The following is a 12,892-nucleotide window of genomic DNA, read 5'->3' as shown; positions in this document are numbered from 1 at the left end:
CCTTCGGCTTCCGGTGAGGCAAGAGTGATCCAGGTCACATGGCTGGAGTTGAGCGGAATAGACTCAACTCTGGTTGTGTCCTTCCTAGTGGACACGCCGATCCGGGGGAGCCCATGAACACGGAACGTCTCACCACCAAGAGCCGCGAAACCATCACCGGTGCCGTCGCCCTGGCCAACCAGCGCGGGCACGCCACCGTCGAGCCCTGGCACCTGCTGCTGGCGTTGCTGGACACCGAGGGTTCCACCGCCGCCGGCCTGCTGCGCGCCGTCGGGGCCGACCCCGCCGAGCTGCGCCGGGTCGCGCAGCGCTCGGTCGACGCGCTGCCCGCCGCCCGCGGCTCGAGCATCGCCGAGCCCACCCTGGCCCGGGAGTTCGTCAACGCCATCGGCGCCGCCGAGCAGATCGCCCGGCCGCTCGGCGACGAATACACCTCCACCGAGCACCTGCTGGCCGGCCTCGCCCGGGTCGGCGGCGCGGTCTCCGTCGCGCTGAAGAACTCCGGCGCCACCGAGGAGAACCTGGTCGCCGCCTTCCCGACCGTGCGGGGCGGGGACCGGCGGGTCACCACCGCCGACCCCGAGCAGACCTACCAGGCCCTCGCCAAGTACGGCGTCGACCTGACCGCCAGCGCCCGCGACGGCAAGATCGACCCGGTGATCGGCCGGGACTCGGAGATCCGCCGGGTGATCCAGGTGCTCTCCCGGCGTACGAAGAACAACCCGGTGCTGATCGGTGAGCCGGGCGTCGGCAAGACCGCCATCGTCGAGGGTCTCGCCCAGCGGATCGTCGCCGGTGACGTGCCCGAGTCGCTGCGGGACAAGAAGCTCGTCTCGCTCGACCTCGGCGCGATGGTGGCCGGCGCGCAGTACCGCGGCCAGTTCGAGGAGCGGCTGAAGTCCGTCCTGGAGGAGATCAAGAACTCCAACGGGCAGGTCATCACCTTCCTCGACGAGCTGCACACCGTCGTCGGCGCCGGCAAGGGCGAGGGCTCGATGGACGCCGGCAACATGCTCAAGCCGATGCTGGCCCGCGGCGAGCTGCGGATGGTCGGCGCGACCACCCTCGACGAGTACCGCGAGCACATCGAGAAGGACCCGGCGCTGGAGCGCCGCTTCCAGCCGGTGCTGGTCGGCGAGCCGACCATCGAGGACACCATCGGCATCCTGCGCGGGCTCAAGGAGCGCTACGAGGTGCACCACGGCGTACGCATCACCGACGCCGCGCTGGTCGCCGCCGCCGCGCTCTCCGACCGCTACATCACCGACCGGTTCCTGCCGGACAAGGCGATCGACCTGGTCGACGAGTCCGCGTCCCGGCTGCGCATGGAGATCGACTCCCGGCCGGTCGAGGTGGACGAGATCGAGCGGGCGGTCCGCCGCCTGGAGATCGAGGAGATGGCGCTGGCCAAGGAGCCGGACGCCGCTTCCGCCGAGCGCCTCGAACGGCTCCGCAAGGAGCTGGCCGACAAGCGCGAGCAGCTCACCGCCCTCTCCGAGCGCTGGCAGCTGGAGAAGAGCCACATCACCAGGCTCTCCACCGCCAAGGAGGAGCTGGAGCGGCTCAGCGGCGAGGCCGAGCGGGCCGAGCGCGACGGCGAGCTGGAGCGCGCCGCCGAGCTGCGCTACGGCAGGATCCCGGCCCTCAAGGCCGACCTGGCCAGGGCCGAGGAGGAGCTGGCCGGGCTCCAGGCCGACGGCGCGATGCTCAAGGAGGAGGTCGGCGCCGACGACATCGCCGCCGTGGTCGCCTCCTGGACCGGCATCCCCGCCGGCCGGCTGCTGGAGGGCGAGACCGCCAAGCTGCTGCGGATGGAGGAGTCACTGCGCGACCGGGTGGTCGGCCAGACCGAGGCGGTCGCCGCGGTCTCCGACGCGGTCCGTCGCGCCCGGGCCGGCGTCGCCGACCCGGACCGCCCGACCGGCAGCTTCCTCTTCCTCGGCCCGACCGGTGTCGGCAAGACCGAGCTGGCCAAGGCGCTCGCCGAGTTCCTCTTCGACGACGAGCGGGCCATGGTCCGCATCGACATGAGCGAGTACGGCGAGAAGCACTCCGTGGCCCGCCTGGTCGGTGCCCCGCCCGGCTACGTCGGCTATGAGGAGGGCGGCCAGCTCACCGAGGCGGTGCGCCGCCGGCCGTACTCGGTGATCCTGCTGGACGAGGTGGAGAAGGCGCACCCGGACGTCTTCGACGTGCTGCTCCAGGTGCTCGACGACGGCCGGCTCACCGACGGCCAGGGCCGTACGGTGGACTTCCGCAACGCGATCCTGATCCTCACCTCCAACCTCGGATCGTCGGTGATCAGCGACCTGACGCTGGCCGAGGAGCAGCGCCGCGAGGGCGTCCTCGCGGTGGTCCGGTCGCACTTCAAGCCGGAGTTCCTCAACCGCCTCGACGACATCGTGGTCTTCGCCGCCCTCCAGGGTGCCGACCTGCGAGCCATCGTCGACATCCAGCTCGACCGGCTGCGTCGGCGCCTCGCCGACCGCCGGCTCACGCTGGACGTCACCGAGGCCGCCCGGACCTGGCTCGCCGAGCACGGCTACGACCCGATCTACGGTGCGCGCCCGCTGCGCCGCCTGGTCCAGTCCGCCATCGGCGACCAGCTCGCCAAGGCCCTCCTGGCCGGGCAGATCCGCGACGGCGACACCGTCCACGTCGACCTCGCCGACACCAAGGAATCCCTCGCGGTCACCGCCGCCTGACCCCCACCCCCCTCGGCCGGCCCCTCCCGGGACCGGCCGAGGGGCGCGTTGATCATGGAGTTCGCGTCGGCTGGGCGGCCCGTTCGAGACGCTAACTTCATGATCAACGCAGTTGTCGGGGGTGGGGTGGGGCGGGGTGGGGCAATAGGAGGGGATGTTGGGGATGGGGAAGAAGGACCGCGAGTTGGATGCGGCCGTGAAGGAGCTCGCCGAGGCGGACACGGTGGCGTTCGGCGGGGTGGGGATCGCGGGCACGCTGCTGCCGGCGACCGAGGCGTACCGGTCTGTGGAGCGGGCCCTCGACGCGCACCCGGCCGAGGCGCGCAAGAAGGTGGACTGGCTGCTGAAGCACGGCTCGCCGGCCGGGAAGGCGTACGCCGCCTCGCTGCTGGACCGGGTCGACGCCGAGGCGGGCCGGGCGGCCTGGACGCGGCTGCGCGACGACGAGGACGAGTTCACCACGTTCAGCGGCTGTGTCATGGGTCGCGCCACCCTCCGCGGGTACGCCACCGAACGCCTCGCCGGCAACTGAGCCGACCGCCGGGCCGACCGCCGGACCCGCCACCGGGTCGGCCACGCTTCGTGGCTGAGCGGTGGCTCAGGCGACAACCTTTCCCAGCGGGTGCGTGGGGTTGTTACCGTCTGCGCCGACGCACGTGGGGAGGCGGTCGTGAACGGAACTGTGGCGTACCTGGTGGCGACGCTGGGGTGCCTGCTCGGGGTGGCCGGCGTGGTGATCGCCGTGGTGGCGTTGAAGCGCTCGCGGGCCACGCCCCGCCCGGCGGGACCGGGCGACCCCTTCCGTGACCGGGACTCGGACGCGCTGCGCGGCGACCCGCGCACGCTCAAGCCCGGCGACATCGTCGAGATCCGCCGGGTGCCCTACACGGTGCGCGGCTCGGTGCACCTGGTCGAGGGCGGCTGGAGCTGGGCCGAGCACCTGCTGGACGACGCCGGCGGGGTGAAGCGCTGGCTCTCCGTCGAGGCGGAGCCGGACCTGGAGCTGGTGCTCTGGGCGGCGGAGCCGTCCGCCACGGTCACCCCGGGCGCCCCGACCCTGGAGGTCGCCGGTCGCAGCTACCAGTGGGACGAGTCCGGCCAGGCCCGCTACACCGCCACCGAGGGCACCGGCCTGGACCCGAACGGCACCATGCGCTACCACGACTACCAGGCGCCCGGCGGCGCGCGGCTCTCCTTCGAGGCGTACGGGGAGGCCGGCTGGGAGGTGGCGCTCGGTGAGCAGCTGCACCGGTCCGAGGTGATGATCTACCCCCAGGGTGGCCCGGAGACGGTGGCCTGAGCGTGCTCGTCACCCTGCACACCCCGTACGTCGACACCAGCGCCGCCGACCTGAGCCTGGCCCTCGGCGGCCCGGAACGACCCGCGCTGCACGTCCGGGAGCTGATCCTGCCCGGCGGCCCGACCCTGCGCCTGCGCCTCCTCGGCGCCTCCCACCAGGTGCTCTGCGGCCCCCTGACGGAGACGGTCGCCTGTCTGCCCGGCACCCCGCCGCACCTCCCCGGCGACCTGCACGACGACGACGCCGGCTACCGGTTCACCGCCACGGTGCTCCGGCCCGAGGGCGACGGGCTGCGGGCCCGGGTCGCCGCACTCCGCGCCGACCTGGCAGACGACCCGTACGCGCTGGTCGGGGTCTTTCCCGGCGACGTGGACGCGGTCACCGCGCTCTCGGTCCGCCCCGACCCGCCCGACGGCACGGTCGCCTGGCGCACCTGGCACGCGTACCCCCAGACCAACGAGCTGGTCCTGACCGAGACGGTGGTGAACCTGTGAACTCGTACCGGCGGTGGATCGTGGTGGGGGTGGCCGTCGCGGTGGTCGGCGCGCTCATCGCCGCCTTCGCGATCTTCTACGGCAACTTCTCCCCGCGCGGCTACGTGCAGGACCACTACCGCCGCGCGTCGAGCCGGGACATCGGCCGGGACGCCGTCGCCTACACCTCGACGCGGACCCCCAGCCAGGTCTCCAAGGACATCACCGGCGCCTGGCAGCCCGCCGACCAGTACGTCGACGGCAGCGGCGTCTACCTGCGCTACGACGACGACTCCGTGGTGATCCTGCCGATCGCCGCCGGCTCGGTGATCCTGCTGGAACGGATGACCACCGCCTACCCCCGCTACCACTCCCGGGTGGGCAGCTACTGGGGCTGGGGCCGTGGCAGCACCGTCCGGGGCGGTGGCCCCGGCGCCGGCAAGTAGCCCCTCCGACCCCCTCACCCTGGAGCCTCCACGTGCAGAACCTCGTCACCGACCTGCTGGCCACCCTCGCGTACGGCGTGGTCGGCGTCGTCCTGATGGGCATCGGCTACGCGCTGGTCGACCTCGCCACCCCGGGCCGGCTGAACCACCTCATCTGGCACGAGCGCAACCGCAACGCCGCCCTGCTGCTCGCCTCCAACCTGGCCGGCGTGGGCATCATCGTGGTCGCCGCGATCGCCGCCAGCGAGGACGACTTCGTGCTCGGCCTGGCCGGCTCGGCCGCGTACGGGATCCTCGGTCTGGTGATCATGGCGGCGGCCTTCGTGCTGCTCGACGTGGCCACCCCCGGCAAGCTCGGTGAGCTGCTGGTCGACCCGGAGCCGCACCCGGCGGTCTGGGTCTCCGCGGTCGTGCACCTCGCCACCGGCGCGATCATCGCCGCCGCCATCAGCTGATGTCCGCCCCGGAACGCTCCCCCACGACCGGGGCGGTGAGCCCGGTCAGCGGCGGGAAGTCCCCCCGCCGGCAGCAGGCGAAGACCTGGCTGGTGATCGCGGCGCTGGTCGCCCCCTGCGTGCTGATCGGGATCTTCAACGGCTCCGACAGCACCGACGTGCCCGCGCCGGCGGCGGACGAGCGGGCCGACACCGTGCCGCTGCTCACGGCGGCCGCCGACAGCCAGGGCGTCTGCTACGGCTGGCGGCTCTACGACTACAGCACCCAGATCGACGCCGGGTCCAACCTGGGCGACCGGGTGCCGGTCGGCGACGACGAGCGCTGCCCGCGCTGGCTCGAGGTCTCCGCCGTCGTCCGCTACACCTCGTCGAGCAGCGAGTCGTCGGACTCCGCCACGGTCAGCGTGAGCGGCTCCGCCGACATCGACCCCGCCGACCTGTGGACCGTCGTCCGGGGCCTGGACCGGTTCGGGCTCGACTCCGACGCCTTCGTCGACGACCCCGGCTGGGCGATCACCCGGGCGGCGACCGTGCTGCCGCTGCTCGCCGCCGAGGCCGGGCTCGCCGAACCGGTCGACCCGCCCACCGCCGGACCGGCCGCCGCGCCCAGCCCGCTGCCGGCCGCCGGCAACGACCTGTGGCGGGACCGCTCGGGCTGGCTGCTCGCCACGGTGGGCCTGTTCCTGTTCGCCGCGCTGCTGATCACCGTGGGCGTGGTGCAGCGCCGCCGGCAGCTCCGGGTTGCCGCACCCGCGCAGCGCGCCGGGGCGGGAGCCGCCGGGCGTACGCGGGAGACGGCGTGACCACCGACGCGCCGGCGCGGCCGACGTGGCGGCCGGCCCGCGCGGCGGTCCTGCTCGCGGTCTTCGTCTGTGCGGCCTGCGGCCTGGTCTACGAGCTGGCCCTGGTCGCGCTGGGCAGCTATCTGATCGGCGACGCGGTCGGCCAGGCGTCGATCGTGCTCGGCGTGATGGTCTTCGCGATGGGCGTCGGCGCGCTGGTCGCCAAGCCGTTGCAGTCCCGGGCCGCCGCCGCGTTCGCCGCGATCGAGCTGCTCCTCGCGCTGCTCGGCGGCCTCTCCGTGCTCGGCCTCTATGCCGCGTTCGCCTGGCTCGACCTGTACGCCCCGGCGCTGGTCGGCACCGCCTTCGTGCTCGGCCTGCTGATCGGCGCGGAGATCCCGCTGCTGATGGTGATGCTCCAGCGCATCCGGGCGCAGTCCGCCGGCAGCGCGGTGGCCGACCTCTTCGCCGCCGACTACGTCGGCGCGCTGCTCGGCGGGCTGGCCTTCCCGTTCCTGCTGATGCCGGTCTTCGGGCAGCTCAAGGGCGCCCTGGTGGTCGGCGCGGTGAACGCCGTCGCCGGTCTCGCCCTGGTCGGTACGGTCTTCCGCCGGGAGCTGAGCCGCCGCGCGCGGATCGCGCTCGGCGCCGGCGCCGTCGTGGTCGCCCTCTGCCTGGGGTACGCCTGGATCACCGCCGCCGACTTCGAGCTGACCGCCCGGCAGCAGCTCTACCGCGACCCGGTGGTGCACGCCGAGCGCAGCCGTTACCAGGAGATCGTGCTGACCCGCTCGGTGCGGGAGGTCGGCCACGCCGACACCGACCTGCGGCTCTTCCTCAACGGCGACCTCCAGTTCAGCTCGATCGACGAATATCGCTACCACGAGTCGCTGGTACACCCGGCGATGGCCGGACCGCGCGGCGAGGTGCTGGTGCTCGGCGCCGGTGACGGGCTGGCGCTGCGGGAGATCCTGAAGTATCCCGACGTGCGCCGGGTGACCCTGGTCGACCTCGACCCGGCGGTGGTGCGGCTGGGGCGTACCGAGCCGCAGTTGCGCGAGCTGAACCACCACTCGTTCGCCGACCCCCGGGTCCGGGTGCTCAACGTCGACGCGTTCGGCTGGCTGCGTACCGCCACGGAACGCTTCGACGTGGTGGTGGCCGACCTGCCCGACCCGGACGAGACGGCCACCGCGAAGCTCTACACCGTCGAGTTCTACGCCCTGATCCGGTCGGTGCTCGCCGAGCGGGGGCGGCTGGTGGTGCAGTCCGGCTCGCCGTACTTCGCGCCCCGGTCGTACTGGTCGATCGAGCGGTCCGTCCGGGAGGCGGGCTTCGCCACCGTGCCGTACCACGTGGACGTGCCGAGCTTCGGCGACTGGGGATTCGTGCTCGCCGCCCCGGGCGGCACCCCGCCGGCGCTGACCCTGCCTGCCGACGCGCCACCGCTGCGCTTCCTCACCCCGTCGGTGCTCGCCGCGGCGGCGACCTTCCCCGCCGACCGGGGGCGGCTGGACGTGCCCGCCTCCACGTTGTTGCAGCCCAGGGTGCTGGAGTACGCCCGCACGGAGTGGCGCGGCTACTAACGTCCGGGGCATGTCGCCGCCGCCTCGCCGCCCCGCCCGGCCGGGCCTCGGCTGGCTGCGGCGGCGGGTGCCGACCCGGGCGCTGGACGCCGCCGCGTACCTCCAGGCGTTCGTGCTCTCCGGGGTGGTCACCGTGCTCGCCACCCGCGCGTACCTCCAGGCCACCGGCTACCCGCAGCTCGGTGGGGGCGGCCTGCACATCGCCCACGTGCTCTGGGGCGGGCTGCTGATGGCGGTCGGCCTCGGCGTCGCGCTGGTCTTCCTCGGCGGCGGCCCCCGGACCGCCGGGGCGATCATCGGCGGCGTCGGGTTCGGGCTCTTCATCGACGAGGTGGGCAAGTTCGTCACCACCCGCACCGACTACTTCTACGCCCCCGCAGCCGGCATCATCTACGGCGCGTTCGCCCTGCTGGTCGTCCTCACCCAGGCGGTACGCGGCCGCACCCGGCTGACCACCGCCGAACGGACCGCCAACGCGCTCGACCTGGTGCTCAGCGGGCTGCCCGGCGGGCTCACCGACCGGCGTCGGGTGGCGGTGCTGCGACTCGTCCAGGGCACCGGCCCGACCACCGAGGGGGCCATGATCCGGCTGCTCGACGCGGTGCCCCGGCGGGAACCGCCACCGGTCCGCTTCTGGCAGCGCTGGGCCGCCCTCGGCCGGCGGGTGGCCGCCTGGCTGGCCGCCCGCCGCTGGCTCGTCTGGCCGGTGGTGGTCTATCTGGTGGTGGAGCCGGTGGTCACCGTGGCCGCCGTGCTGCTCGACCAGGTGACCGGCCACCTGGACCAGCAGCGCGAGTGGGGCGCCGCGCTGGGCACCTCGATCGCCGCGCTGATCACCGCCGTGCTGAGCATCCGGGCGGCGTTCCGGCTGCGCGGGGACCGGATCGGCGCGTTCCGGCTGTTCAAGCTCGCCCTCCTGGTCGACCTGCTGTTCGGGCAGATCTTCAACTTCACCGTCAACCAGTTCGGCGCGGTCTCCGCCCTCGCCGTGGACCTGCTCCTGCTCGGCGTGGTCACCGCCGAACACCGGCGGCTGTCCCGGCAGGAGGCCCGGTCGCCGTCCTGGACACCGCCGGACTCGACGCCGGATAAGAGCGACGCCGACGGTCCCGCCGAGTAGGTTGCAAGCCGACGCCTACCGGAGGGATCTGTCGTGTCGTACCCGGATCGGGCGCCGGCCCGCCGTCCCGCCGCGGTCGTCGCGGCGGCCGCGCTGCTGGTGCTCATGGCGCTCGGCGCGGTGGCGTACGCGGTCATCGGCCTGGCCACCCTCAACGGCACCGTGGACCGCTTCCGGGCCGCGGCGAACGGCACCGGGGCCACCGGCGGCGAGGTCGACGGCGTGGTGTCGCTGCTGCGCGTCTCCGGCATCCTCGCCGCGGTGGTCACCGTGCTGGTCGGTCTGGTCCTGGTCGGGCTCGCCCTGGGCCTGCTCGCCGGGCGCGCCGGTGCCCGGGTGGCCACCTGGGTGGTCTGCGGGCTGGGACTGCTCTGCGGCTGCTGCGCGCTGGCGGTGCTGGTCGGCCAGCGCGCCGCGCCGCTGCGGCTCGGCACCGACCAGCGGGTCACCGCCGATCTGCTGGCCCGGCTCGCCGACTCGTACCCGTCCTGGTGGATCCCGCTGAACGCGGCCGGATCGCTGGGGCAGGTCCTCGGCTACCTGGTGGTCGCCGCGCTGCTGACCCTGCCGGCGGCGGGCGCCTGGTTCCGGCGGAACGCGCCGGCCCGCCCCACCCCGCCGCCCCCGCCGCACTCCTGGGCCGGGTACGCGTCGTCGGGGCTCCCGCCCGCCACCCCGTCGCCGTACGCGCCTCCGCCTCCGGCTTCCGCGCCGCCGTTTCCCGCACCGCCCGCTTCCGGGTCTCCTGCCTCCGCGCCGCCGGTTTCCGGGTCTCCTTCCGCGCCGGTTTCCGGGCCTCCTTCCGCGCCGGTTTCCGGGCCTGCTTCCGCGCCGCCGGTTTCCGGGCCGGTGGCGTCGCCCGAACCACCGCCGCCGGCCCCGCCGGGGCCACCCGCAGCACCGGAGGACCGTCCGTGACGGCCGAGCCGTCCCCCGCGCCCCGACGGGCGTTGATCACCGGAGCCACCGCCGGCATCGGGGCCGCCTTCGCCGACCGGCTGGCCGCCGAGGGATGGGACCTCGTCCTGGTGGCCCGGGACCGCGCCAGCCTCGACGCGACCGCCGCCGAGCTGGCCGACCGGCACGGTCGGGAGGTCGAGCCGCTGCCCGCCGATCTGTCCACCGACGACGGCTGCGCCCGGGTGGAGCAACGACTCGCCGAGGGCTCGCCGGTCGAGCTGCTGGTCAACAATGCCGGGATCAGTCTGAACACCTCCTTTCTCCGCTCCGCCGTCGGCGACGAGGCCCGTCTGCTGCGGCTCAACGTGCTGGCGGTGCTGCGGCTGACCCACGCCGCGCTCGGCCCGATGGTCGAACGCGGTAGAGGGACAGTGATAAATGTCTCTTCGGTTGCGGGTTTCGGCCCGGTGATGCCCGGCTCGACCTATTCGGCCAGCAAGGCGTGGGTGACGAATTTCAGTGAGTCGATCGCTGCCTCGGTGGCCCCGCTCGGCGTACGGGTGATGGCGCTCTGCCCGGGCTACACGCGGACCGGCTATCACGAACGCGCCGGCATCGACATGTCACGGACGCCGGCCTGGATGTGGCTCAGGGCCGACGAAGTGGTCGACGAAGCCCTGCGTGACCTGCGGAAAGGCAAGGTCGTGAGCGTGCCGACGTGGAAATACAAGCTGGCCGTGGCCGGTCTGCGGCACGCGCCCCGTCGGCTGCTGCGCGGCGCGTTCCGGGACACCCGGGGCGGAGCGGGCCGCGCCGACGGCTGACGGTCGACCGGTCCGGCCGGTCGTCCCGGCGGCGGGACGACACCGTACCGACCCGGATGGACGGTCGCGCAGGGTAGTTGAACATCGCCAACCATCGGTCGCCCGCAGGGCTGACCCGGGCGGACCCGAGGGACGCCTCCCAGACTTGCGCAGTACGCTCTATCGACATGGGGGACCGCGACGACCTGCGTAAATTCGTTACCGATCTGGCTGTGGTCCACGGGCGGGTGGTGCTCTCCTCGGGCCGCGAGGCGGACTGGTACGTCGATCTGCGTCGGGTCACGCTCCATCACCGGGCGGCACCGTTGGTCGGTCGAGTGCTGCTCGACCTGACCGCCGACTGGGAGTACGAAGCGGTCGGTGGCCTGACCCTGGGCGCCGACCCGGTGGCCGTCTCGATGCTGCACGCGGCGGCCGCGACCGACCGGTCGCTGGACGCGTTCGTGGTCCGTAAGGCCGGCAAGGCACACGGTCTGCAGCGTCGGATCGAGGGACCGGAGGTGGCCGGCCGCCGGGTGCTGGCGGTGGAGGACACCTCGACCACGGGTGGCAGCGTGCTCACCGCCGTCGAGGCGTTGCGCGAGGCCGGGGCCGAGGTGGTAGGCGTGGCGGTTATTGTTGATCGAGGCGCCGGCGACGCGGTGCGAGCCGCCGGACTGCCGTATCGGGCGGCCTATACGTTGGCTGACCTCGGCCTTGTGGCGTAAAAGTTTGCCGATTCGGATCTGCTCATATGCAGGCGGATCGATGCTGCTGGTGGAAGGATGGAATACGTGGGAACTGCGTTGGCTGAAATGACCATGCCTCAGATCTCGCCGCTTGCCGGCGAGCCGATCGAACGTGCCGATGCCGAGCGTCTGGCGGGGGTCCTCAAGGCCCTTGCCGATCCCGCTCGACTGCGGCTGCTCAGCCTGATCCAGTCGGCCCCCGAAGGCGAGGCGTGCGTCTGTGACCTGACCGCGCCGCTCGGCCTTTCGCAGCCGACGGTCAGTCACCACCTGCGTATCCTCACCGAGGCCGGCTTGCTGGAGCGGGAGAAGCGCGGTGTCTGGGCGTACTACCGGCTGGTGCCGACCGCGATCGCCACGATCGCGGATCTGCTGACCCCGCCGCGCAAGCGGGCCACCAAGAAGGCCCGCTGAACCTGGACGTCTCCGACCTCCGGGTGGGCTCTCCCGGGTCGTGGCGCGGCGTTGGTCGTGCCGGGTCCGGATGGCCAGGGACCGTCCCGAGCAGGGACGGCGTCGGGTGGCGTGCCAGGGGTGGCGCCACCACCGCACGGTGACGGCTGTCCGTCACCGGTTCCGCCCACCGGTCGACAGGCCGAAAACGACGATGGCCGGCCCCGCGAGGGGACCGGCCATCGTCGTGTCCGGGGTCAGCGCTCGTGCCGGCCGCGCCGCCGGTGGTCGTCGTCCTCGATGGCGTCCCGGACCGCCTCGACCGCGCCCGCCGCGCTGGCCGTGGCGATCACCGCGACCGCCTCGCCGCGCTTGCGGGCCCGCCGGTCCCGGAGGAACTCGAAGAAGATCGGCAGCACCGAGATCAGGATGATCACCGCTACGACCGGCAGGATGTACCGGTCGATCTTGTCGCCGATCGCCTGGTAGATCCGGTCGGCGAGCAGGTAGCCGATCAGCAGGATGCCGTCCACCCAGAGGATCGCGCCGACGACGTTCCAGATGAAGAACTGCCGGGCGGGCATGCCGAGCACGCCGGCCACCGGGTTCAGGAACGTTCGCACGATCGGGATGAACCGGGCCAGCACCACCGCCTTCGCCGGGCCGAACTTCCGGAAGTAGTACTCGGCCTTCTCCACGTACTCCCGCTTGAACAGGCGGGAGTTGGGGCGCTCGAACATCCGCCGGCCGTAGCGGTGGCCGAGCCAGTGCCCGAGCTGCGCTCCGGCGATCGCGCAGGCCGGCCCGCCGATCAGCAGCCCCACCAGGGACAACCGGGTGCCGCTGCCGAAGATCGCGTCCGCCACCGGGGACGCGGCCACACCGGCCAGGAAGAGCAGCGAGTCGCCCGGGAAGAAGAAACCGACCAGCAGGCCGGTCTCGGCGAAGAGGATCGCCCAGACGCCGATCAACCCGAAGGTGTGGATCAGGTCCTTCGGGTCGAGCGGGTTCAGGGCGAGGTTCTCGGAGAGCACCCGGGTCTTCTCTGCTGTGTCCACGGCCACACAGGCTACCGAACGCAGGTCGGAGGCCGTGCCGCACCGTCCCGCCCGTCCGTTCCGTCCCTACCGGGACCGCGCTCCGGACCGCGTCGGCCGGACATGACGGTGCCCCGCCGACC

Annotated in this window: 13 protein-coding genes and 1 pseudogene; 13 read left to right on the top strand and 1 reads right to left on the bottom strand. The window is 73.1% G+C overall.

Features of this window, described 5'->3' with window-relative positions; genetic code table 11:
* Positions 1-113: 113 nt before the first annotated feature.
* From clpB to ABUL08_RS23030, 13 genes and pseudogenes are all read left to right on the top strand, one after another.
* Complete coding sequence (gene clpB, locus ABUL08_RS23090) at positions 114-2,705, top strand: ATP-dependent chaperone ClpB (protein WP_350932060.1); 2,592 nt, start codon at positions 114-116, stop codon at positions 2,703-2,705.
* Between the two features lie 163 nt (positions 2,706-2,868).
* Positions 2,869-3,237, top strand: coding sequence for a hypothetical protein (locus ABUL08_RS23085; protein WP_350932058.1), 369 nt, complete (start codon positions 2,869-2,871; stop codon positions 3,235-3,237).
* Between the two features lie 138 nt (positions 3,238-3,375).
* Positions 3,376-4,005, top strand: coding sequence for a DUF4178 domain-containing protein (locus tag ABUL08_RS23080; protein ID WP_350932057.1), 630 nt, complete (start codon positions 3,376-3,378; stop codon positions 4,003-4,005).
* A 2-nt stretch (positions 4,006-4,007) separates the two neighbouring features.
* A complete protein-coding gene (locus ABUL08_RS23075) occupies positions 4,008-4,499 on the top strand; it encodes a DUF2617 family protein (RefSeq protein WP_350932056.1) in 492 nt (163 codons plus the stop codon).
* Positions 4,496-4,924 carry a DUF4247 domain-containing protein gene (locus ABUL08_RS23070; protein ID WP_350932055.1) on the top strand — a complete coding sequence of 143 codons (429 nt, stop codon included), beginning with the start codon at positions 4,496-4,498 and terminating at the stop codon, positions 4,922-4,924. The genes ABUL08_RS23075 and ABUL08_RS23070 overlap by 4 nt, the downstream gene beginning before the upstream one ends.
* A gap of 32 nt (positions 4,925-4,956) precedes the next feature.
* Positions 4,957-5,379 (top strand): DUF350 domain-containing protein, encoded by a 423-nt coding sequence (locus ABUL08_RS23065; protein WP_350932054.1) that lies wholly within the window; start codon positions 4,957-4,959, stop codon positions 5,377-5,379.
* Complete coding sequence (locus ABUL08_RS23060; protein ID WP_350932053.1) at positions 5,379-6,182, top strand: hypothetical protein; 804 nt, start codon at positions 5,379-5,381, stop codon at positions 6,180-6,182. Before ABUL08_RS23065 ends, ABUL08_RS23060 begins: the two co-directional genes overlap by 1 nt.
* Positions 6,179-7,747, top strand: a complete 1,569-nt coding sequence (locus tag ABUL08_RS23055; protein WP_350932051.1) for a polyamine aminopropyltransferase — start codon at positions 6,179-6,181, stop codon at positions 7,745-7,747. Before ABUL08_RS23060 ends, ABUL08_RS23055 begins: the two co-directional genes overlap by 4 nt.
* 67 nt (positions 7,748-7,814) lie before the next feature.
* On the top strand, positions 7,815-8,867 hold the full coding sequence (locus tag ABUL08_RS23050) for a hypothetical protein (RefSeq protein ID WP_350938787.1): 1,053 nt from the start codon (positions 7,815-7,817) through the stop codon (positions 8,865-8,867).
* A gap of 33 nt (positions 8,868-8,900) precedes the next feature.
* Positions 8,901-9,503, top strand: a pseudogene (locus ABUL08_RS23045) (hypothetical protein); the annotation flags it as partial.
* A gap of 278 nt (positions 9,504-9,781) precedes the next feature.
* Positions 9,782-10,591, top strand: coding sequence for an SDR family NAD(P)-dependent oxidoreductase (locus tag ABUL08_RS23040; protein WP_350932050.1), 810 nt, complete (start codon positions 9,782-9,784; stop codon positions 10,589-10,591).
* Positions 10,592-10,758: 167 nt separating this feature from the next.
* Entirely contained in the window at positions 10,759-11,298 is a 540-nt protein-coding gene (gene pyrE, locus ABUL08_RS23035) for an orotate phosphoribosyltransferase (protein ID WP_350932049.1), read from the top strand.
* Positions 11,299-11,355: 57 nt separating this feature from the next.
* A complete protein-coding gene (locus ABUL08_RS23030; RefSeq protein WP_007073957.1) occupies positions 11,356-11,733 on the top strand; it encodes an ArsR/SmtB family transcription factor in 378 nt (125 codons plus the stop codon).
* A gap of 236 nt (positions 11,734-11,969) precedes the next feature.
* On the opposite strand, the gene ABUL08_RS23025 is transcribed toward ABUL08_RS23030, so the two are convergent.
* A complete protein-coding gene (locus ABUL08_RS23025; RefSeq protein WP_350932048.1) occupies positions 11,970-12,776 on the bottom strand; it encodes a DedA family protein in 807 nt (268 codons plus the stop codon).
* Positions 12,777-12,892: the final 116 nt, after the last annotated feature.

The sequence above is a fragment of the Micromonospora sp. CCTCC AA 2012012 genome, assembly GCF_040499845.1.
Lineage (GTDB): Bacteria > Actinomycetota > Actinomycetes > Mycobacteriales > Micromonosporaceae > Micromonospora > Micromonospora mangrovi.
Note: the sequence above shows the minus strand (reverse complement) of the source record. Positions and strands in the feature narration are given on the sequence as shown.

Coding starts and splice junctions, on each gene's coding strand:
- ABUL08_RS23060 (WP_350932053.1), top strand. CDS start 5,379: ATGTCCGCCCCGGAACGCTCCCCCACGACCGGGGCGGTGAGCCCGGTC.
- clpB (WP_350932060.1), top strand. CDS start 114: ATGAACACGGAACGTCTCACCACCAAGAGCCGCGAAACCATCACCGGT.
- ABUL08_RS23030 (WP_007073957.1), top strand. CDS start 11,356: ATGGAATACGTGGGAACTGCGTTGGCTGAAATGACCATGCCTCAGATC.
- ABUL08_RS23085 (WP_350932058.1), top strand. CDS start 2,869: ATGGGGAAGAAGGACCGCGAGTTGGATGCGGCCGTGAAGGAGCTCGCC.
- pyrE (WP_350932049.1), top strand. CDS start 10,759: ATGGGGGACCGCGACGACCTGCGTAAATTCGTTACCGATCTGGCTGTG.